Origin of the sequence: Streptomyces sp. NRRL B-1140 (genome assembly GCF_001280065.1) — a bacterium.
In the GTDB taxonomy this organism is placed as follows: domain Bacteria; phylum Actinomycetota; class Actinomycetes; order Streptomycetales; family Streptomycetaceae; genus Streptomyces.
The window spans coordinates 99,226-117,480 of the sequence record NZ_LGEA01000102.1 but is presented as its reverse complement, the minus strand read 5'-3'; the positions used below and the strand labels follow the sequence as shown (position 1 = coordinate 117,480).

The following is an 18,255-nucleotide window of genomic DNA, read 5'->3' as shown; positions in this document are numbered from 1 at the left end:
TGCGGCGAAGGGACTGTTCCATGCGCGTCGGAGTACTGACCGGGGGCGGCGACTGCCCCGGGCTCAACGCCGTCATCCGGGCCGTCGTCCGCAAGGGCGTGCAGGAGTACGGCTACGACTTCACCGGCTTCCGGGACGGCTGGCGAGGGCCACTGGACGGCGACACCGTCCGTCTCGACATCCCCGCGGTGCGCGGCATCCTGCCTCGCGGCGGCACGATCCTCGGCTCCTCGCGGACCAACCCGCTGAAGGTGGAGAACGGCATCCGCCGGATCGAGGAGACCCTCGCCGGACTGGGGGTGGAGGCGCTCATCGCCATCGGAGGCGAGGACACCCTGGGCGTGGCCGCCCGCCTGTCCGACGAGCACGGCGTGCCCTGCGTGGGCGTTCCGAAGACCATCGACAACGACCTGTCCGCCACCGACTACACCTTCGGCTTCGACACCGCCGTAGGCATCGCGACCGAGGCCATCGACCGGCTGCACACCACCGCCGAGTCCCACATGCGGGTCCTGGTCGTCGAGGTGATGGGCCGGCACGCCGGCTGGATCGCCCTCCACTCCGGCCTGGCCGGCGGCGCCAACGTCATCCTCATCCCCGAGCAGCGCTTCGACGTCGAGCAGGTGTGCACCTGGGTGACCTCCCGCTTCCGGGCGTCGTACGCGCCGATCGTGGTGGTCGCCGAGGGGGCGATGCCGAGGGACGGCGACATGGTCCTCAAGGACCAGACCCTGGACTCCTTCGGGCACGTCCGGCTGTCCGGGGTCGGGGAGTGGCTCGCCAAGGAGATCGAGAAGCGCACCGGCAAGGAGGCCCGTACGACGGTCCTGGGGCACGTCCAGCGCGGCGGCACTCCCAGTGCCTTCGACCGCTGGCTCGCCACCCGCTTCGGCCTGCACGCCATCGACTGCGTCCGTGACCGCGACTTCGGCCGGATGGTCGCCCTGCGCGGCACCGACATCGTCCGGGTCCCCCTCGCGGACGCCACCGCCCGCCTGAAGACGGTCGACCCGGCGCTGTACCAGGAGGTCGGGGTGTTCTTCGGCTGACTGTTGGGCATCCGGTGCCGGTCGGGGCCGTGCGGCCCCGACCGGTCCGCACTACACCGACGGCGCGTTGGTCCCCCGCAGCCGCCCTACCAGCTCCCGCACAATCGCGGCCCCGTTCAGCGTCAGCACCGACTCGGGATGGAACTGCACCCCGGCGAACCCGGGCGCGCGCAGGGCGTGCACCTCACCGTCGGCCGCGCGTGCGACCTCGACCCCGTGCGCCGACAGCTCGGCCGCCGCCTCGTCATCGCAGCGCGCCGCGAAGCTGTTGTAGAACCCGACGGTCTCCCGCCGCCCGAACAGCTCGATCTCCGTCTGCGCCCCCTGGAACGGCACGTCCTTGCGCACGATGTCCAGTCCCAGCTCGGCCGCGATCAGTTCGTGCCCGAGGCAGACGCCCAGCACACCCTGCCGTTCGCCCCTGATCGCCTCGGCGGTGAGGGAGCGCAGGAACCGCATCTTCGGATCCGCCAGGGCGGAGGGGTTCCCCGGCCCGGGCCCCAGCACCACCGGACCCTCGTGCCCGAGCACCGCCTCCCGCAGCCCCGGCTCGTCGTACCGCCGCACGCTGACCTCCAGGCCACCGGCGCGCAGCAGGTGCGCGAGCATCGCCGTGAAGGTGTCCTCGCCGTCGACGACCAGGGCGTGCCCGGCCGGTTCCGGCGAGCGCTCCTGCATCCGCAGCCAGAAGGGCGCGAGCGAGGCCCGGCGTCCGTCCAGCGCGGCCCGCACACGAGGGTCGTCGGCGAGGCGGGGCCGGGTGTGCTCGGCACGCGGCCGGGACGGCCGTACTCCCAGGGCCGCCAGCACGCCCGCCGCCTTGGCGTGCGTCTCGGCCACCTCGCTCGTCGGGTCCGAGCCGCGCACGAGGGTCGCGCCGACCGGCACCCGCAGCCGCCCGCCCGCGTCGATGTCGGCGGTGCGGATCAGGATGGGGGAGTCGAGGGTCTGCACCCCGCCGGCGTCCCGGCCGATCAGGGCCAGGGCCCCCGCGTAGTACCCGCGCCCCCCGCTCTCGTGCCGCTCGATCACCCGGCAGGCGTTCTGCACAGGCGAGCCAGTGACGGTCGCGGCGAACATGGTCTCCTTCAGCACCTCCCGCACGTCCAGCGTGGACCTGCCGCGCAGCTCGTACTCGGTGTGCGCGAGGTGCGCCATCTCCTTCAGCCGGGGCCCGACGACCACGCCGCCCATGTCGCCGACGGTGCACATCATCTTCAGCTCCTCGTCGACGACCATCGACAGCTCCTCGATCTCCTTGCCGTCGGCGAGGAAGTCCAGCAGGTGCTCCGGCGTCGGCCCCTCGGCGGGGTAGCGGTAGGTGCCGCTGATCGGGTTCATGACGACTGTGCCGCCGGACATCCGCACGTGCACCTCGGGGCTGGCCCCGACCAGCGTGCGCTCCCCGGTGTGCACGACGAACGTCCAGTACGCCCCGCGCTCGCCCTCCAGCAGCCGCCGGAACAGCGCCAGCGCGTCGGCCCGGCCGAAGCCGGGGATCTCGCCCTCGTACGTTCGCCGGATCACGAAGTTCGCGCCCTCGCCCCGGCCGATCTCCTCGCGCAGCACGCGTCCGACGATCTCGCCGTACTCCTCGTCGGCGACGTCGAAGCCGCCGCCCTCGACGCGCACGTCGTGCGCCGGGAGCTGCTGCAGCGCGTCAACGAGCGGGACGGTGTACGACTCCTCGGGTGTGAGTGCCAGCAGGGGCGTGCCGTCGTCGCGGACGTCGAAGCCGCGCTCGCGGATCTGCCGGAACGGCACCAGCGCGAGGCCTTGGCCGGGGAGGTCGGCGAGCCGGTCGCAGGCGGCGACCGGGCCGATCAGGACCTCGACCTGATCGTGGTCGTGGCCCGGGGTGCGGCGGCGCAGCAGGGCGAACGGACGGGAGTCGTCCGGCAAGCCGAGCAGGTTCATGGTCCGTGCTCCATCTCGGTGAGTCTCGGTGAGAGAGAGGAACGGACCCCGGGAAACACCGAAGGCCGCCCCTCGGGCGGCCTTCGCGAAGTCTTGAGTACGCGCAGTCAGCGGGCCGCCGGATGAGCGGTCCACCACCAGGTCTGGATCGAGTGCGCGAACATGCGACGCACCCTACCCCATGTCCGAGGGGTGTTCGGGGTGTCTCACTTCCTGGGCATGGCTCAGCACGCCCGACACGACCCCGTAGGGTTGGTGACGTGACCGTGAACGCTAAGACCAGCGCGACTGCTGGCAACACCTGGCGAAACCTGCCCGCGGCGCAGCAGCCCGAGTACCCCGACACCGAGGCTCTGCGCGCAGTCGTTGCGGACCTCGAGTCGTATCCGCCGCTCGTCTTCGCGGGCGAGTGCGACCAGCTGCGCGCCCGGATGGCGGCCGTCGCCAAGGGAGAGGCGTTCCTCCTCCAGGGCGGCGACTGCGCCGAGGCCTTCGACGCGGTGTCCGCCGACCACATCCGCAACAAGCTGAAGACGCTGCTGCAGATGGGCGCCGTGCTCACGTACGCCGCGTCCGTGCCGGTGGTGAAGGTGGGCCGGATCGCCGGCCAGTACTCCAAGCCGCGCTCCAAGCCGACCGAGACCCGCGACGGCGTGACGCTGCCGACCTACCGCGGCGACTCCGTCAACGGCTTCGACTTCACCGAAGAGGCCCGTGTCCCGGACCCCGAGCGGCTGAAGCGGATGTACCACGCCTCCGCCTCCACGCTGAACCTGGTGCGCGCCTTCACCACCGGCGGCTACGCCGACCTGCGCCAGGTGCACGCCTGGAACCAGGACTTCGTGAAGTCGTCCCCCTCGGGGCAGCGCTACGAGCAGCTGGCGCGCGAGATCGACAACGCGCTCAACTTCATGCACGCCTGCGGGACCGACCCGGAGGAGTTCAAGACGGTCGAGTTCTACGCCTCGCACGAGGCGCTGCTGCTCGACTACGAGTCCGCGCTGACCAGGGTCGACTCGCGCACCGGGCAGCTGTACGACGTCTCCGGGCACATGGTGTGGATCGGCGAGCGCACCCGGCAGCTCGACCACGCGCACATCGAGTTCGCCTCGAAGATCCGCAACCCGATCGGCATCAAGCTGGGCCCGACGACCACCGCCCAGGACGCGCTGCAGTACATCGAGCGCCTCGACCCCGAGCGGGAGCCGGGCCGGCTGACCTTCATCGTCCGTATGGGCGCCGACAAGGTCCGCGACAAGCTCCCCGAGCTGGTGGAGAAGGTCACCGCCTCCGGTGCGACCGTCGCCTGGGTGACCGACCCGATGCACGGCAACACCTTCGAGGCGGCCTCCGGGCACAAGACCCGCCGCTTCGACGACGTGCTCGACGAGGTCAAGGGCTTCTTCGAGGTCCACAAGGCCCTCGGCACCCACCCGGGCGGCATCCACGTGGAGCTCACCGGCGACGACGTCACGGAGTGCGTGGGCGGCGGCGACGAGATCTTCGTCGACGACCTGCACCAGCGCTACGAGACGGCCTGCGACCCGCGGCTCAACCGCAGCCAGTCGCTCGACCTGGCGTTCCTCGTGGCCGAGATGTACAGGGACCAGTAGCGGTTCCGCCCGTTACCCGGGCACGGACTGGGGCGCGGATCACACGATCCGCGCCCCACTCCACTTTTCCGCTCGCGACCCGACGGGTAAGGTTAGGTTTGCCTCACCGATCAACGGGAGTGGCAGATCCGGGAACGACCCGTCGGGAGGTGAACCGCGTGTACGTGTGCAGTTGCTTCGGCATCACCGAGCAGCAGGTCAAGCAGCACGCGGACGGCGGCGCCTGCACCCCCCGCCAGATAGCCTCCGCCTGCAAGGCGGGCACGGACTGCGGGTCCTGTGTGCGCCGCATCCAGGCGATCCTGGGCAGGGGATCCTGCCCCCGGCGTGACCTGGCCGACCGGGGCGAGCCGGTGCTTTCCGAGCTGGAAGACGCCGCCTGACGGCAGTCCTCAGCTCGGCTGCTCGATCTGCTGCGCGATGTACAGCGCCTCACCGAGCTTGTCGATCAGCTCCAGCTGCGTGTCCAGATAGTCGATGTGGTGCTCCTCGTCGGCGAGGATCTCCTCGAAGAGGTTCGCGGACGTGATGTCGCCCTTGCTGCGCATCACCTCGATACCGCGCCTGAGCCGGTCGATCGCCTCGATCTCGACCTGCCGGTCCGCCTGGAACATCTCGGTGACCGTCTGGCCGACGCGTACATGGAAGAGCCGCTGGTAGTTGGGCAGGCCGTCCAGCATGAGAATGCGCTCGGTGATCTTGTCCGCGTGCTTCATCTCGTCGATGGATTCTTCACGCGTGTACTTGGCGAGCTTGGTCCAGCCGTTGTTGTCCTGGATCCGGTAGTGCAGCCAGTACTGGTTGATCGCCGTCAGCTCGCCGGTCAACTGCTCGTTGAGGAATTCGAGGACCTCGGGGTCGCCCTGCATCGCAGAGGCTCCTTCCGCGCGGGGGAACTGGCAGGTTGCGCCGCATGATTCCACTGGGGAAGAAGATCGTCCAGTAAGTCTGCACTTAGTAAGTAAGGGCATGCTTAGTCGAGTTTGTTCCGTTTGGGAGTGGCCTCGGTCAGGGGCATCACCCGGGGTCTGTCAGGATGGAGTCATGGGTCAGCCGCTGGAACACGAATCGGGAGAAGGGCGCGATCCAGCAGGAGCGGCGCAGCCGGACCTGCCCCCGGGCCAGCGGCTGCAGCGCGGCTGGCCGGTCACGCACTACGGGCCCGTCCCCAAGTTCCGGCCCGAGCGCTGGGAATTCCGCGTCTTCGGCGCCACCGCCGACGGCGGCAAGCACTGCTGGACGCACGAGGAGTTCACGGCCCTGCCCCACACCACCGTCGTGGCCGATCTGCACTGCGTCACGAAGTTCAGCATGCTGGGCGCCGAGTGGGGCGGCATCCCGGCCCGCACCCTCCTCGACCTCGCCCCGCCCGCGGACGACGTCACCCATGTGATGGTGTGGGCCGAATACGGATTCAGCTCCAACCTCCGGCTGTCCGACTTCGCCGACGAGCAGGTCCTGTTCGCCACCCACAAGGACGGCGAGCTGCTCACCGCCGAGCACGGCTTCCCGCTGCGCCTGATCGTCCCGCACCTCTACGCCTGGAAGGGCCCCAAGTGGGTGCGCGGTGTGGAGTACATGACCGCCGACCGGCGGGGCTTCTGGGAAGAGCGCGGCTACCACAACATCGGCGACCCCTGGCGGGAACAGCGTTACTCCTACCAGGAGCTTCCGGGGGACGGCCCCGACCTCTGAGGCCTCAGCTCACCCGTCGCGCAGCTTCTTCAGCCGCTCCACGTCGGCCGCGTGTCCCTGCTTGCCGCCCGGCGTCTCGATGATCAGCGGCACGCCCGCGGTCGCGGGGTGTGTCATCAGCGCCCGGAACGGGTCCTCGCCGATGTGACCGACGCCGATGTTCTCGTGCCGGTCCTTGTGCGCGCCCACGACGTCCTTGGAGTCGTTGGCGTGGATCAGCTTCAGCCGGCCCTCGCCGACCGTGTCCACCAGCAGATCCAGCGTCCGGTGCATCCCGCTCGGGCCGGTCAGGTCGTGCCCGGCGGCGTAGATGTGGCAGGTGTCCAGGCACACGCCGAGCATCGGGTGGGCGTCCAGCGCCTCGAAGTACGGGCCGAAGTCCCAGGTCCGTGAGCACAGCGAGGCGCCCTGGCCGGCCGTCGACTCCAGCAGCAGGTACGGGTCGTCGTCGTGGGTCAGCTCGTCCAGCAGCGGCAGCAGGTGCTCCCGTACCTGCTGCAGCGCCACCGACCGCTCCCGGCCGCCGGTCGCGCTGCCGGTGTGCACGACCACGCCCAGCGCCCCGATCTCCCGCCCGCGCCGCAGCGAGTGCCGCAGCGACTCCACCGACCGCTCCACGGTCGCCTCGGTGTGCGAGCCGAAGTTGATCAGGTAGGGGGCGTGGACGTACGCCGGGATCGCCCCGTCCGCGCACGCCGCGCGGAACGCCTCGTCCTGCTTGGGGTTCCCGGTCGGCGTGGCCCAGCCGCGCGGGTTGGCGACGAAGACCTGGACGGCCTCCGCCTCCAGGTCACGGGCGTACGACAGGCCGACGGAGTGGAGCCCACCGGCCACGGGGACATGGCCGCCCACCGGGTTGCGGGACGGGCCGGACAGCTGACTGTTCACCCGTTCAGGGTGTCATGCGTCCGGCCCTGCCCCGTCCGCGGGCCTCGGCCCGCCGGCCTCACCTGATCTCGATGGTGATCGTGGAGCCCTTGGGCGCGGTCTGACCACCCTCGACGGACTGGCTCTTGACCTCGTCGCCGAACAGGCCGAACAGCCCGCGGTCCTCGTCGACCTCGAACCCGGCGCCTTCCAGGGCCTGCCGGGCGTCGTCGACACTGTCGCCGACCACGTCCGGGACCTCGATCATCTCGGGGCCCTTCGACAGCGTCAGCGTCACCGTGTCGCCCTCGGCCGCCGTGCCGGACTTCGGCGTCTGCCGGACCACCTGGCCCTTGTCGTACTCGGACGAGGTGACCCGCTCGGTGGCGATCTTCACCTTGAGGCCGGCCTCCGTCAGTTCGGACCGCGCGTCGGCCTCGTCCGAGCCGGTGACGTCGGGGATGTCGATGGCTGCGCCCTTGCTGACGACCAGCGCCACGGCCGTGCCGGCCCGTACCTTCGTGCCGTCGGCCGGACTCGCGGAGACCACCGAGCCGCGCGGCACGTCCTCGCTGAACTCCCGGGTGACCATGCCCGGCTCCAGCCCGTCGTCCTTCAGCAGCTCCCGCGCCTTGCCCAGCTTCTGTCCCGCGAGGGCCGGCACCCGCACGGTCTCGGGGCCGTCGGAGATGGTGATGCCCACCGAGTCGTTGCCGCGGATGCGTGTCCCGGCCTTCGGGTCGCTGCTGATGATCTGGCCGCGCTCCACCGTGTCGCTGTAGGCGTGCTCCACCTTGCCGAGTTCGAGACCGGCGTCGCGCAGCCGGTCCTCGGCCTGCTCCTGGGTCTTCGTCAGCAGCGGCGGGACCTCGGTGAACTGGCCGGAGTTGATGTACCAGACGCCGACGCCGAGACCCAGCGCGAGCAGGACGGCGACGACGATCGCCGCCGGGCCGCGCAGCGGACCACGGCGGCGCCGGGACGGCGGGGGCGGCGGCGGGGAGGCCAGGCGGGTGGTGCGGTTGAGGGCGGCCCCGGAGGCCTCCTCGTCAGCGTCGGCCGGCAGCGGACGGGGCGTGGTCAGGGCGCGCGGGATCACGGTCGTCCGGTCGTCGCCGTTGTCGTGGTCCACCGCCAGCGCCTGCGGCGGCACCGCGTCCAGCTGCTCCTCGTCCAGCCGGCCGCGTCCGTCACGGACCTGCGCGAGCAGCGCCACCGCGTCGTGCGGGCGGAGGGCCGGGGTACGGGCCGTCGCCGAGGCCACCATCGCGTCCAGCTCGTACGCCATACCCGGCACGGCGGCCGAGGGCGGGGGCACGTCCTCGTGCAGGTGCTTGTAGAGAATGACGGCGGGGGAGTCGCCGTCGTGCGGCTTGTCGCCGGTCAGCATCTCGTACAGCATCACGCCGCACGCGTACACGTCGACGCGGGGATCGGCGGTGCCGTCCTCTATCTGCTCCGGGGCCAGGTACGAGACCGTGCCGAGCACGGTGCCGGTGGTGTTCGTCACCGTGTCCACGGCCCGGACCAGGCCGAAGTCGGCGACCTTGACCCGCCCGTCGTCCCCTATCAGCACGTTCTCGGGCTTCATGTCGCGGTGCACGAACCCGGCGCGGTGCGCCGCGCCCAGGGCGGCCAGCACCGGCTCCAGGATGTCCAGGGCGGCACGCGGCTGCAGCGCCCCGCGCTCGCGCAGCACGTCCCGGAGGGTGCAGCCCGCGACGTACTCCATCGCCAGGTACACGTACGAGCCGTCGGTGCCCTGGTCGAAGACCTGCACCACGTTCGGATGGGCCAGCCGGGCCACCGACTTCGCCTCGCGGATGAACCGCTCGACGAACGAGGCGTCGACCGCGAGCGAGGGGTGCATCACCTTGAGCGCGAGGATCCGGTCGAGCCGGGTGTCCACGGCCCGGTAGACCGTGGCCATCCCGCCGACCGCGATCCGCGCGTCGATGCGATACCGGCCGTCGAGCACCTGCCCGACCAAGGGGTCCTGAAGGGTCGTGTCCACGCAGGCGAGTGTACGAGCCATGACCGACAGCCCTGTCCCTGCGGCTGTTTCCGGGGCGGGACTGCAGCCGACCTGTGACGTCTGTCCGCCCCCCCCGCTGCGGGCATGAGTGCCGACCCGCCCCCAGCACAAGCGCGGGTCACTGAAAAGCAGGCCGCTCCGGGTCGAGCACAGCCATACCCTCACCCGGCGAAGACGCCTGTGCGAAGTGCCGCCGCGGGATGCGCCCAGCTCGATACGCCAACCGCCCGGCTTCCACCCCGCTCCTCATGGCGGAAGCCATCAGCACGGGTTCCTGCGCCCGCGTCACCGCCGAGGCGAGCATCACGCCCGCGCACCCCAGCTCCATCGCCAGCGCCGCGTCCGACGCCGTCCCCGCGCCCGCGTCCAGGATCACCGGCACGCGGGCCTGCTCGACGATCAGCTGGAAGTTGTGCGGGTTGCGGATGCCGAGCCCGGAGCCGATCGGCGAGCCGAGCGGCATGATCGCCGCGCAGCCCACGTCCTCCAGCCTCCGCGCGAGCACCGGATCGTCGTTGGTGTACGGCAGGACCGTGAAGCCGTCGTCGACCAGGGTCTCGGCCGCCTCCAGGGTCTCGATCGGGTCCGGCAGCAGCGTGCGCTCGTCGGCGATGACCTCCAGCTTGACCAGGTCCGTGCCGAGGGCCTCACGGGCGAGACGGGCGGTGAGGACGGCCTCCCCGGCGGTGAAGCAGCCCGCCGTGTTCGGCAGCACCCGGATGCCGAGCTTGTCGAGGACGGACAGCACCGAGCCGTGCACCGAGGCGTTCACCCGGCGCATCGCGACCGTCGTCAGCTCCGTCCCGGACGCGGCCAGCGACCGCTCCAGCACGTCGAGGCTGGGCGCCCCGCCCGTGCCCATGATCAGACGGGACGTGAACGACGTACCACCGAGGACGAACGGATCGTCGGCCATGGTCAGCCTCCCTGGACGGCGGTGAGGACTTCCACGCGGTCTCCCTCGGAGAGGGGCGTGGAGGGCCACTGGGTGCGCGGGACGACGGTTTCGTTGAGGGCGGCGGCCACACCCGAGGGCGAGGCGGTGAGCGACCTCACGACGGTGTCCAGAGCCGTGCCGGGCCCGACGTCCCGGGGCTCGCCGTTGACGGAGATGTTCATGCGGGCTGCTCCGTGAGTACGGTGGCGGGACTGAAGCGCTTCGGGGTGAAGGGCCGGGCCTCCTCGGGGAGTTCGCCCGTGGCCAGGACCTGGGCCAGGACGTCGCCGGTCACCGGGGTGAGCAGGACGCCGTTGCGGTAGTGCCCGGTGGCCAGCAGCAGCCCCTCCAGGCCGGTCGGGCCGAGCAGGGGCGCGTTGTCGGGGGAGCCGGGCCGAAGACCCGCCCGGGTCTCGGTCAGCGGCAGCTCGGTGATCCCCGGGACCAGTTCGTGCGCGTCCCGCAGCAGCTCGTACACGCCGCCCGCGGTCACCGTGGTGTCCCAGCCCAGCTCCTCGCTGGTGGCCCCGACGACCAGCTCGCCGCTCGCTCGCGGCACCAGGTAGACGTGGCTGCCGCGCACGACCGCGCGCACGGTCCGGCTCAGGAACGGCCCGTGCCGCTGCGGCATGGTCAGCCGCAGGACCTGCCCCTTCACCGGCCGCACGGGAGGCAGCACGTCCTCCGGGACGCCCGCCAGCCGCCCGCTGAGACTCCCCCCGGCGAGCACCACCTGCCCGGCGGCCGCCTCGGTCCCGTCGGCCAGGACGGCACCCGCGGCCCGGTCCCGGACCACGGTCAGCCGCTGTGCCCACGTGCGGTGGAAGACCACGCCCGTCCGCTCGCAGGCGGCGACCAGGGCCGCGGCCAGCCGCCGCGGATCGATCTGGTGATCACCGTCGACCCGCAGCCCTCCGCGCACACCCGGCGCGAGCATCGGCTCCAGCCGCCGGCACTCGCGCCCCGTCAGCCACTGCGACTCCAGCCCCGACTGCTGCTGCAGGGCGTGCAGTTCGCGCAGGTGGGCCCGGTCGTCGGCGTCCAGCGCCACGGCGAGCGTGCCGCAGCGGCGGTAGCCGAGGTCCCGGCCGGTCAGCTCGGTGAGCTCGGCGGCGAAGTCCGGGTAGCGCCGGGCGGAGGCGAGGTTCAGGCCGAGCAGGGTCTGCTCGCCGTAGTGCAGCTCCGTGACGGCGGCCAGCATCCCGGCGGCCACCTGAGCGGCCCCGCCGCCCGGCTCGGGGTCCACGACGGCCGTGGCGAACCCGCGTTGCGCGGCCCGCCAGGCCGTGACCAGGCCGATGATCCCGCCCCCGATGACCAGGACGTCTGGCGACGCGGCCGCGGATGTGAACGTAGGCGACATGGGCGTCCAGCCCCTCCCTTCGCCGGCATGACCCGGATCAGGTTCGTACGGTCGGAGGCCGCCAGCCTCCCTCTCAGCCCGGTGCGTCCGGGCTCCCGCGAGTGCTTTACGTTGGCCACCCTAGCCCGATGCCCTGTCCCGCAGTAAGGGAGCCTCAGTCCATGGCCCGATCCCTCGACGGTCTCGTCCTCGCCCCGGTCGCCGACCAGGCTCCCGGCCAGGTGGGCACCCGCACCCGGTTCACGTACCACGAGCGGCGGGGCGAGATCTGGGCCGAGTACACCGGCGGCGACGTCGTACGCGGGCACCTCGTGGGTACCCGGGAAGGTGACCGGCTGGACTTCCGGTACGTCCAGCTCAAGCGGGACGGGACCACGTCCTCGGGGCACTGCGTCTCGGCGGTCGTGGAGCTGCCCGACGGGCGGGTGCGGCTGGAGGAGACCTGGGAGTGGGAGTCCCAGCAGGGCAACGGCAGAAGCGTTGTGGAGCAGGTCACGGCGCATGAGCACTGACTGACAGAACGTCAGGTGTCTATGGTGATCAGGTGAGCGAGCAGACGCAGGAACCGGGTTCGTCCGCGCCGCGGCGCGTCGTCGTGGCGGGCGCGGGCATGGCCGGGGTGCAGACCGCCGTCGCGCTGCGCGAGCAGGGCTTCACCGGTGACGTGATCCTCATCGGCGCCGAGCCCCACCAGCCCTACGACCGGCCCCCGTTGTCCAAGGCCGTCCTGCTCGGCAAGTCCGAGGGCTCCGCCTTCGACGTCGACTTCGAGGCCCTCGGCATCGAACTGCGGCTCGGCTGCGAGGTGCTGGGCCTGCGCCCCGCCGACCACGAGCTGGACACCGAGGACGGGCCCGTGCCGTACGACGTCCTGGTCGTCGCGACGGGCGCGGAACCCCTTCGGCTGCCCGGCACCGAAGGCGTGCCGGGCGTGCATCTGCTGCGCACCCTCGACGACGCCGAGCGGCTGCGGCCCGTGCTGGCCGGCCGGCACGACCTCGTGGTCGTCGGCGCGGGCTGGATCGGCGCCGAGTTCGCCACCGCCGCGCGCGAGGCGGGCTGCGCGGTGACCGTCGTCGAGGCCGCCGAACGCCCGCTCGCCGGGGCGCTGCCCGCCGAGGTCGCCGCCCCCATGGCCGGCTGGTACACCGACGCGGGCGCGGTCCTGCGGACGCACGCGCGCGTGGAGCGCGTCGAACCCGGCGTCGTCGTCCTCGACGACGGCTCGCGGCTGCCCGCGGGCGCGGTCGTCGTCGGCATCGGCGCCCGCCCCGCGACGGCCTGGCTGGCCGGTTCCGGGATCGCACTGGGCCCCCACGGCGAGATCGTGGCCGACGAGCATCTGCGCGCGGGCGTGCCGGATGTGTACGCGGTCGGCGACTGCGCCTCCTTCCCCTCGGGCCGCTACGGCGAGCGCCTGCTGATCCACCACTGGGACAACGCCCTGCAGGGGCCGCGCACGGTCGCCGTGAACATCGTCGGCCGGGCCACGGGGGAGACGCCGGCGGTGTACGACCCGGTGCCGTACTTCTGGTCCGAGCAGTTCGGGCGGTTCGTCCAGTACGCCGGGCACCACGCGGCCGCGGACGCCACCCTGTGGCGGGGCGACCCGTCCGGTCCGGCCTGGACGGTCTGCTGGCTGCGGGGCGAGCGGCTGGTCGCGCTGCTGGCGGTGGGCCGGCCCCGGGACCTGGCGCAGGGTCGCCGCCTGATCGAGTCCGGCACGCCGATGAATCCGGTGCTGCTGGCCGATCCGGCGAGGCCCATGAAAGCGGCGACGGCGTAGGCGTCACCGCCTCGGTGGGGGCCGCCGGGCGGTGCTGACGGGCGCGGCGCGTCCGCCGGGTGGGCCGGTCCGGCTTCCGACTGTCAGCGGCAAATGGCAGGCTGGTTTCCGTGACCGAGATTGACGCAAAGATCGATGCTCTCGTCCCCGCCTGGCTCACCCTCCCCGACATCGCCGAACAGCTCGGCGTCGAGGTGACGCGTGTGCGGCAGCTGGTCAAGGAGGGCCAGCTCATCGCCGTACGCCGAGGTGAGAACCGCGCGCTGCACGTCCCTGCCGCCTTCATCGACGGGGACAAGGTCGTCAAGGGCCTGTCCGGGACCCTGACGCTCCTGCGGGACGACGGCTTCACGGACGAAGAGATGCTGGAGTGGCTCTTCACCCCGGACCCCAGCCTGCCCGGCACCCCCGCGCAGGCGCTCAGCGAGAATCGCGGCACGGAGGTGAAGCGCCGCGCCCAGGCGCTCGCGGTCTGACCAGGCAGCGACAGGACAACCGTCCGGCGCCGTGCGAGCGGGGTCGGACCCGAACAACCGCCCGATGTGGGGGCCGTGACCCGAGGGGTCACGGCCCGGGTGGCGCGCGCCCTGTGCGGGACTGCGAAGGTCAGCGGCGGGCCAAGGGACGGGCGTAAGGTGCCCGAGGCATCGGTGACGGGGGCGGGTACGTCCCGCGCCGCACGCCACGCATGCCGCCCACGCGGGCCCGCTCGACGCCGCGCACGCGCACCCGCACCCGCACGCCACCGACACCCTGGGGGACACGCATGACCGGCAACGCCGCCACCGCACGGGCCCAGCTCGCCGACGCCCGGGTCTACCTCTGCACCGACGCGCGCAAGCGGCAGGGCGACCTCGGGCAGTTCCTGGACGCCGTGCTGTCCGGCGGCGTCGACATCGTGCAGCTGCGGGACAAGGGCATGGAGGCCGCCGAGGAACTGGAGCACCTGGCCGTCTTCGCCGACGCCTGCGCCCGGCACGGCAAGCTGCTCGCGGTCAACGACCGTGCGGACGTCGCCCACGCCGCCGGCTCCGACGTCCTGCACCTCGGTCAGGGAGACCTCCCGGTCCCCGCCGCCCGCGCGCTCCTCGGCGACGACGTCCTGATCGGCCGCTCCACCCACGCCGAGTCCGAGGCCGAGGCGGCAGCGGTCCAGCAGGGCGTGGACTACTTCTGCACCGGTCCGTGCTGGCCGACGCCCACCAAGCCCGGCCGCCACGCACCCGGCCTGGACCTCGTCCGCCACACCGCCGCCCTCGGCACCGACCGCCCCTGGTTCGCCATCGGCGGCATCGACCTCGGCAATCTCGACCAGGTCCTGGAGGCGGGCGCCCGGCGGGCCGTCGTCGTCCGGGCGATCACCGAGGCGGACGACCCCGGGGCCGCGGCGGCCGGGTTCGCGAAGCGGCTGCGGGAGGCGTAACCACGACGGCTTGTCCAAGGGATGGACAACAAGTGGACAATCGGGGCAAAAGTCGGCCCCCGGTTGGGGGACCGACCGCCCCTGGCTAACCTGCCGGTATGGCCCTCGGCACCGCATCCATCAGGTCGGACCACGCCCGCACCGTCCGCGACATGCTCGCGGCCGGCAAGACGACGTACTCGTTCGAGTTCTACGCCCCCAAGACCCCGAAGGGCGAGCGGAACCTGTGGAACGCGCTGCGCCGGGTCGAGGCGGTGGCACCCGACTTCGTCTCCGTGACCTACGGCGCGGGCGGTTCCACCCGTGCGGGCACGGTCAAGGCGACCGAGGCGATCGCCTCCGACACCACCCTCACCCCGATCGCCCACCTCACCGCCGTCGACCACTCGGTGGCCGACCTGCGCAACATCATCGGCCAGTACGCCGACGCCGGGATCCGCAACATGCTCGCCCTGCGCGGCGACCCGCCCGGCGACCCGATGGGCGACTGGGTGCCGCACCCGCGCGGCCTGGCCTACGCCGCCGAACTCGTCGAGCTGATCAAGGCCTCCGGCGACTTCTGCGTGGGCGTCGCCGCCTTCCCGGCGATGCACCCCCGCTCGTGCGACTGGGACACCGACGTCCGCCACTTCGTCGACAAGTGCCGGGCGGGCGCCGACTACGCCATCACGCAGATGTTCTTCGACCCCGAGGACTACCTCCGGCTGCGCGACCGGGTCTCGGCCGCCGGCTGCGACACCCCGATCATTCCCGAGGTCATGCCGATCGCGAGCGTGAAGACGCTGGAACGGATCGGGTCCCTCACCAACGCCGCGTTCCCGGACGCCCTGAAAGAGCGGATCCTCACAGCAAAGGACGATCCCGCCGCTGTACGCTCCATTGGGATCGAATTCGCCACGGAGTTCTGTGCGCGGCTGCTCGCCGAGGGCGTGCCCGGCTTGCACTTCATCACGCTCAACAACTCCACCGCGACACTGGAGATCTACGAGAACCTGGGCCTGCACCACTCACCGCAGGCCTAGACCGTTCGCACCGGTATACGACACACTGCGTAGCGGCCACTGGGAGAGGGGCGTACATGGGCTGGGCGGTCCTCTACATCGCGTTCGGCATCGTCGCGCTGTGGCTGCTGGGCGAGGTGCTCCTGCAGTACAAGGCGCGACTGCGCTGGCGCCTGCTGGCCTTCGCCGGGTTCCTCGGTGTCGTCGTCGGCGTCCTGATCCCGTCGGTCGTCGTGATCGGACTGGGTGCGGCCGCCTTCGCGGTGGGGCAGACCTACGTCACCCTGTCGTTCCGCAGCGGCTTCGCGGCCGGCTGGGCGATGAACGCGCCCGCGCTGGGCGGCAGCAAGCGTCGCCGCGGCGAGCGCGGCCGCCAGGAGCCCACCCTGGAGGTTTCGGGCCTGGAGGCCGAGGGCGGCTACGACGACGAGTCCGGCGCCCGCCGCCAGGACCCCGCCCCCCACGGCCAGGACGACGACTACGACCGGGACGACGTCTTCACTCCCGCCCGCCCCATGCACCAGCCGGCCTCCGCCGAGACCACCGCCGTCTACGAGCCGCAGCCCCTGCCCGAGGACAGCGGCTCCTACGGCGTCTACGACCAGGGGTACCAGTCGGGGGGTCAGCAGACCCACGACCAGTACGCCTCCCAGGCCGCGGACCAGTCCTACGCCTACGACTACTCCGGCTACGGCCAGCAGCAGGGCTACGACGCGAACGGGCAGCAGCAGTACGCCGCCTACTCCGACCCGTACATCGGCTCGTCGGCCTACGGCCAGGGCACCTACGACGGCACGTACGGCGACCAGCAGTACTACGGCCAGCAGTCCTACGGCCAGGACCAGTACTCCGGCACCTACGGCGGCGACAGCACGCCCGGCGGGGTCTGGGTCCCGCAGCAGCGCAACGCCGACGAGTACGGGCAGGAACTGCCGCCGGAGCAGCCGTACGGCTATCAGGGCGGTGGGCAGCAGCCACAGGGCAACGGGTACGACGAGCAGTACCGTTTCTGAAGGCCGTGCGCCCTGCCGGGGCGCTGTGCTCACTGCGAGCCGCGGAACTCCGGCCCCTCCACGATCAGTCCCGCCACCAGCGCCCCCGACATCCCCGCGTGCGGCAGCCCGCCGCCGGGGTGAGCCCAGCCGCCCACGGTGAACAGGCCTGACACCCGTGTGCTGTTGGACGGGTGCAGCAGCCGTCCGCCGCCCGCGGCCAGGGCCGGCACGGGCACCGCGCCGCCCTCCGCGCCCGTCGTGTCCGCGATGTCGGCCGGGGTGCGCACCTCGTGCCAGAGCAGGCGGTCGCGCAGACCCGGTACGGCGCGTCCGGCGACGGTGATCATGTGGTCGGCGAGTTCGTCGTGAGCCCGGCCGGGCCGCGCGGGCACCACCGTCGTGAGCGTGACCGCCTCGTGGTCCGCCGGAGCGGTGCGCGGGTCGTCGGGCCGCAGCACCGTGACCGTGGGACAGGGATCTCCCGCCCCCGCGCCGAACAGGGCGTCCAGCTCGGCCTCGCGGTCCCGGGCGTGCACCACCGTGCGGTGGGCCGTGCCCTCCGGGCGGGCACCGCGCAGGGCCAGCAGGACGGTCAGCCGGGACGCCGCAGCCGGCTGCGGTGGCACCTCGCCGTCGCCCCGGACGACGGTGCCCGCCGTCAGCCGGGCCAGCGCGCCGGGCGCGACACCGGCTACCACGAAGTCCGCCTCCGCCGGCGATCCGTCGGCGAGCTCCACCCCCGACGCCGCACCGTCCTTCTCCAGCACACCGGTGACGTCGGCGCCGAAGTGGAACTCGACCCTCCGGGCCAGGCACCGCTCGTACACCGCCCGGGCCAGCTCGCGCAGACCACCGCGCACGTACCAGGTGCCGAAGGCGTGCTCCAGGTAGGGCAGGACGGCCGCGCTCGCCGGGGTGACCCGGGGATCCAGGCCGTGGCCGAGGGCGTGACTCTCCAGAAGGGCCGCGAGCCGGGGGTCGCGCAGCTCCCAGGCGCCGATCTCGGCGAGGGTGCCGGCCCGGCGGGTGCGCAACAGCCGCTTGTGGGGCACGGCCGGATAGGGCTCGCGCTCGGCCAGCACCTGCCAGTTCGGCCACAGCGGCTCCTCCAGCAGCGGCCGGCGGGTGCGGTCCCAGGCCTCGCGGGCCCGGACCAGGAAGTCGCCCCAGCGCTTTCCCGCACCCGCGCCGAGCCTCTCGTCCAGGGCGGCGACGACGCCCGCACGCGAGGCGTTCGGCAGGGAGACCTCGGTGCCGTCCGCGAACACGTGCCGGGCCGACGGATCGACCTGGACCAGCTCGACACAGGACTCCAGCGGCTCCTTGCCGGTCTTGACGAACAGGTCGCGGTAGACGGCGGGCAGCGGCAGCAGTGCGGGGCCCGTGTCGAAGGAGAACCCGTCGCGCTCGAAGCGGCGCAGGGCTCCGCCGTAGGTGTCCGTCCGCTCGTACACCGCCACCCGGTGGCCCGCGACGGCCAGCCGGGCGGCGGCCGTCAGCGCGCCCATCCCGGCGCCGATCACCGCAATCCGTGCCATGCCAGGGACTGTATCGGCCCCCACCGACAGCCCCAC

19 protein-coding genes and 1 riboswitch are annotated in these 18,255 nt (G+C 72.3%); of the genes, 10 read left to right on the top strand and 9 right to left on the bottom strand.

The window, feature by feature from the left end:
• Positions 1-20 precede the first annotated feature (20 nt).
• Positions 21-1,049 (top strand): 6-phosphofructokinase, encoded by a 1,029-nt coding sequence (locus ADK65_RS21310; protein ID WP_053671931.1) that lies wholly within the window; start codon positions 21-23, stop codon positions 1,047-1,049.
• A 51-nt stretch (positions 1,050-1,100) separates the two neighbouring features.
• On the opposite strand, the gene ADK65_RS21305 is transcribed toward ADK65_RS21310, so the two are convergent.
• Both ADK65_RS21305 and ADK65_RS39955 read right to left on the bottom strand, forming a co-directional pair.
• Positions 1,101-2,966, bottom strand: coding sequence for an anthranilate synthase family protein (locus ADK65_RS21305; protein WP_053671930.1), 1,866 nt, complete (start codon positions 2,964-2,966; stop codon positions 1,101-1,103).
• Between the two features lie 107 nt (positions 2,967-3,073).
• A complete protein-coding gene (locus ADK65_RS39955) occupies positions 3,074-3,130 on the bottom strand; it encodes a trp operon leader peptide (RefSeq protein WP_078602827.1) in 57 nt (18 codons plus the stop codon).
• Between the two features lie 96 nt (positions 3,131-3,226).
• Between ADK65_RS39955 and ADK65_RS21300 the strand changes: the two genes are divergently transcribed.
• Together ADK65_RS21300 and ADK65_RS21295 are read left to right on the top strand one after the other, a co-directional pair.
• Positions 3,227-4,579 carry a class II 3-deoxy-7-phosphoheptulonate synthase gene (locus ADK65_RS21300; RefSeq protein WP_053671929.1) on the top strand — a complete coding sequence of 451 codons (1,353 nt, stop codon included), beginning with the start codon at positions 3,227-3,229 and terminating at the stop codon, positions 4,577-4,579.
• Between the two features lie 149 nt (positions 4,580-4,728).
• On the top strand, positions 4,729-4,962 hold the full coding sequence (locus ADK65_RS21295; protein ID WP_053671928.1) for a (2Fe-2S)-binding protein: 234 nt from the start codon (positions 4,729-4,731) through the stop codon (positions 4,960-4,962).
• A gap of 9 nt (positions 4,963-4,971) precedes the next feature.
• On the opposite strand, the gene bfr is transcribed toward ADK65_RS21295, so the two are convergent.
• Complete coding sequence (gene bfr, locus ADK65_RS21290) at positions 4,972-5,448, bottom strand: bacterioferritin (protein WP_053671927.1); 477 nt, start codon at positions 5,446-5,448, stop codon at positions 4,972-4,974.
• Between the two features lie 175 nt (positions 5,449-5,623).
• Between bfr and ADK65_RS21285 the strand changes: the two genes are divergently transcribed.
• Positions 5,624-6,274, top strand: coding sequence for a sulfite oxidase-like oxidoreductase (locus ADK65_RS21285; protein ID WP_053671926.1), 651 nt, complete (start codon positions 5,624-5,626; stop codon positions 6,272-6,274).
• Between the two features lie 9 nt (positions 6,275-6,283).
• Here the strand turns inward: ADK65_RS21285 and ADK65_RS21280 are convergent, their stop codons facing one another.
• The 5 genes from ADK65_RS21280 to thiO form a co-directional block, all read right to left on the bottom strand.
• Positions 6,284-7,162, bottom strand: coding sequence for a deoxyribonuclease IV (locus tag ADK65_RS21280; protein WP_053671925.1), 879 nt, complete (start codon positions 7,160-7,162; stop codon positions 6,284-6,286).
• 58 nt (positions 7,163-7,220) lie between these two features.
• The gene (gene pknB / locus ADK65_RS21275) at positions 7,221-9,155 is read right to left on the bottom strand and encodes a Stk1 family PASTA domain-containing Ser/Thr kinase (protein ID WP_053672258.1); all 1,935 of its coding nucleotides are present in this window, start codon (positions 9,153-9,155) and stop codon (positions 7,221-7,223) included.
• 139 nt (positions 9,156-9,294) lie between these two features.
• Positions 9,295-10,092: a thiazole synthase gene (locus ADK65_RS21270; protein WP_053671924.1), complete on the bottom strand. Its 798-nt coding sequence runs from the start codon at positions 10,090-10,092 to the stop codon at positions 9,295-9,297.
• 2 nt (positions 10,093-10,094) lie between these two features.
• Positions 10,095-10,295, bottom strand: coding sequence for a sulfur carrier protein ThiS (gene thiS, locus ADK65_RS21265; RefSeq protein ID WP_053671923.1), 201 nt, complete (start codon positions 10,293-10,295; stop codon positions 10,095-10,097).
• On the bottom strand, positions 10,292-11,476 hold the full coding sequence (thiO, locus tag ADK65_RS21260; protein WP_053671922.1) for a glycine oxidase ThiO: 1,185 nt from the start codon (positions 11,474-11,476) through the stop codon (positions 10,292-10,294). Before thiO ends, thiS begins: the two co-directional genes overlap by 4 nt.
• A riboswitch (TPP riboswitch) is annotated at positions 11,474-11,585 on the bottom strand. (Overlaps the previous gene by 3 nt.)
• Before the next feature lie 52 nt (positions 11,586-11,637).
• Here thiO and ADK65_RS21255 point away from each other — a divergent pair.
• From ADK65_RS21255 to ADK65_RS21230, 6 genes are all read left to right on the top strand, one after another.
• The gene (locus tag ADK65_RS21255) at positions 11,638-11,988 is read left to right on the top strand and encodes a hypothetical protein (RefSeq protein WP_053671921.1); all 351 of its coding nucleotides are present in this window, start codon (positions 11,638-11,640) and stop codon (positions 11,986-11,988) included.
• Between the two features lie 32 nt (positions 11,989-12,020).
• Positions 12,021-13,262: an NAD(P)/FAD-dependent oxidoreductase gene (locus ADK65_RS21250; RefSeq protein WP_053671920.1), complete on the top strand. Its 1,242-nt coding sequence runs from the start codon at positions 12,021-12,023 to the stop codon at positions 13,260-13,262.
• Between the two features lie 110 nt (positions 13,263-13,372).
• Positions 13,373-13,738, top strand: coding sequence for an Rv2175c family DNA-binding protein (locus tag ADK65_RS21245; RefSeq protein WP_053671919.1), 366 nt, complete (start codon positions 13,373-13,375; stop codon positions 13,736-13,738).
• A gap of 290 nt (positions 13,739-14,028) precedes the next feature.
• On the top strand, positions 14,029-14,685 hold the full coding sequence (gene thiE / locus ADK65_RS21240; protein WP_053671918.1) for a thiamine phosphate synthase: 657 nt from the start codon (positions 14,029-14,031) through the stop codon (positions 14,683-14,685).
• A 98-nt stretch (positions 14,686-14,783) separates the two neighbouring features.
• Entirely contained in the window at positions 14,784-15,707 is a 924-nt protein-coding gene (gene metF, locus ADK65_RS21235) for a methylenetetrahydrofolate reductase [NAD(P)H] (RefSeq protein ID WP_053671917.1), read from the top strand.
• Between the two features lie 56 nt (positions 15,708-15,763).
• The gene (locus ADK65_RS21230; RefSeq protein ID WP_053671916.1) at positions 15,764-16,699 is read left to right on the top strand and encodes a hypothetical protein; all 936 of its coding nucleotides are present in this window, start codon (positions 15,764-15,766) and stop codon (positions 16,697-16,699) included.
• 29 nt (positions 16,700-16,728) lie between these two features.
• Here ADK65_RS21230 and ADK65_RS21225 read toward each other — a convergent pair whose 3' ends face one another.
• Positions 16,729-18,219: a phytoene desaturase family protein gene (locus ADK65_RS21225; protein WP_053671915.1), complete on the bottom strand. Its 1,491-nt coding sequence runs from the start codon at positions 18,217-18,219 to the stop codon at positions 16,729-16,731.
• Positions 18,220-18,255 lie beyond the last annotated feature (36 nt).

Bases quoted from the DNA above. Each gene is read 5' to 3' on its own strand.
- metF (WP_053671917.1), top strand. From the start codon at position 14,784: ATGGCCCTCGGCACCGCATCCATCAGGTCGGACCACGCCCGCACCGTC.
- thiS (WP_053671923.1), bottom strand. From the start codon at position 10,295: ATGAACATCTCCGTCAACGGCGAGCCCCGGGACGTCGGGCCCGGCACG.
- ADK65_RS21270 (WP_053671924.1), bottom strand. From the start codon at position 10,092: ATGGCCGACGATCCGTTCGTCCTCGGTGGTACGTCGTTCACGTCCCGT.
- thiE (WP_053671918.1), top strand. From the start codon at position 14,029: ATGACCGGCAACGCCGCCACCGCACGGGCCCAGCTCGCCGACGCCCGG.
- ADK65_RS21230 (WP_053671916.1), top strand. From the start codon at position 15,764: ATGGGCTGGGCGGTCCTCTACATCGCGTTCGGCATCGTCGCGCTGTGG.
- ADK65_RS21305 (WP_053671930.1), bottom strand. From the start codon at position 2,966: ATGAACCTGCTCGGCTTGCCGGACGACTCCCGTCCGTTCGCCCTGCTG.
- ADK65_RS21285 (WP_053671926.1), top strand. From the start codon at position 5,624: ATGGGTCAGCCGCTGGAACACGAATCGGGAGAAGGGCGCGATCCAGCA.
- thiO (WP_053671922.1), bottom strand. From the start codon at position 11,476: ATGTCGCCTACGTTCACATCCGCGGCCGCGTCGCCAGACGTCCTGGTC.
- bfr (WP_053671927.1), bottom strand. From the start codon at position 5,448: ATGCAGGGCGACCCCGAGGTCCTCGAATTCCTCAACGAGCAGTTGACC.
- ADK65_RS21255 (WP_053671921.1), top strand. From the start codon at position 11,638: ATGGCCCGATCCCTCGACGGTCTCGTCCTCGCCCCGGTCGCCGACCAG.
- ADK65_RS21310 (WP_053671931.1), top strand. From the start codon at position 21: ATGCGCGTCGGAGTACTGACCGGGGGCGGCGACTGCCCCGGGCTCAAC.
- ADK65_RS21225 (WP_053671915.1), bottom strand. From the start codon at position 18,219: ATGGCACGGATTGCGGTGATCGGCGCCGGGATGGGCGCGCTGACGGCC.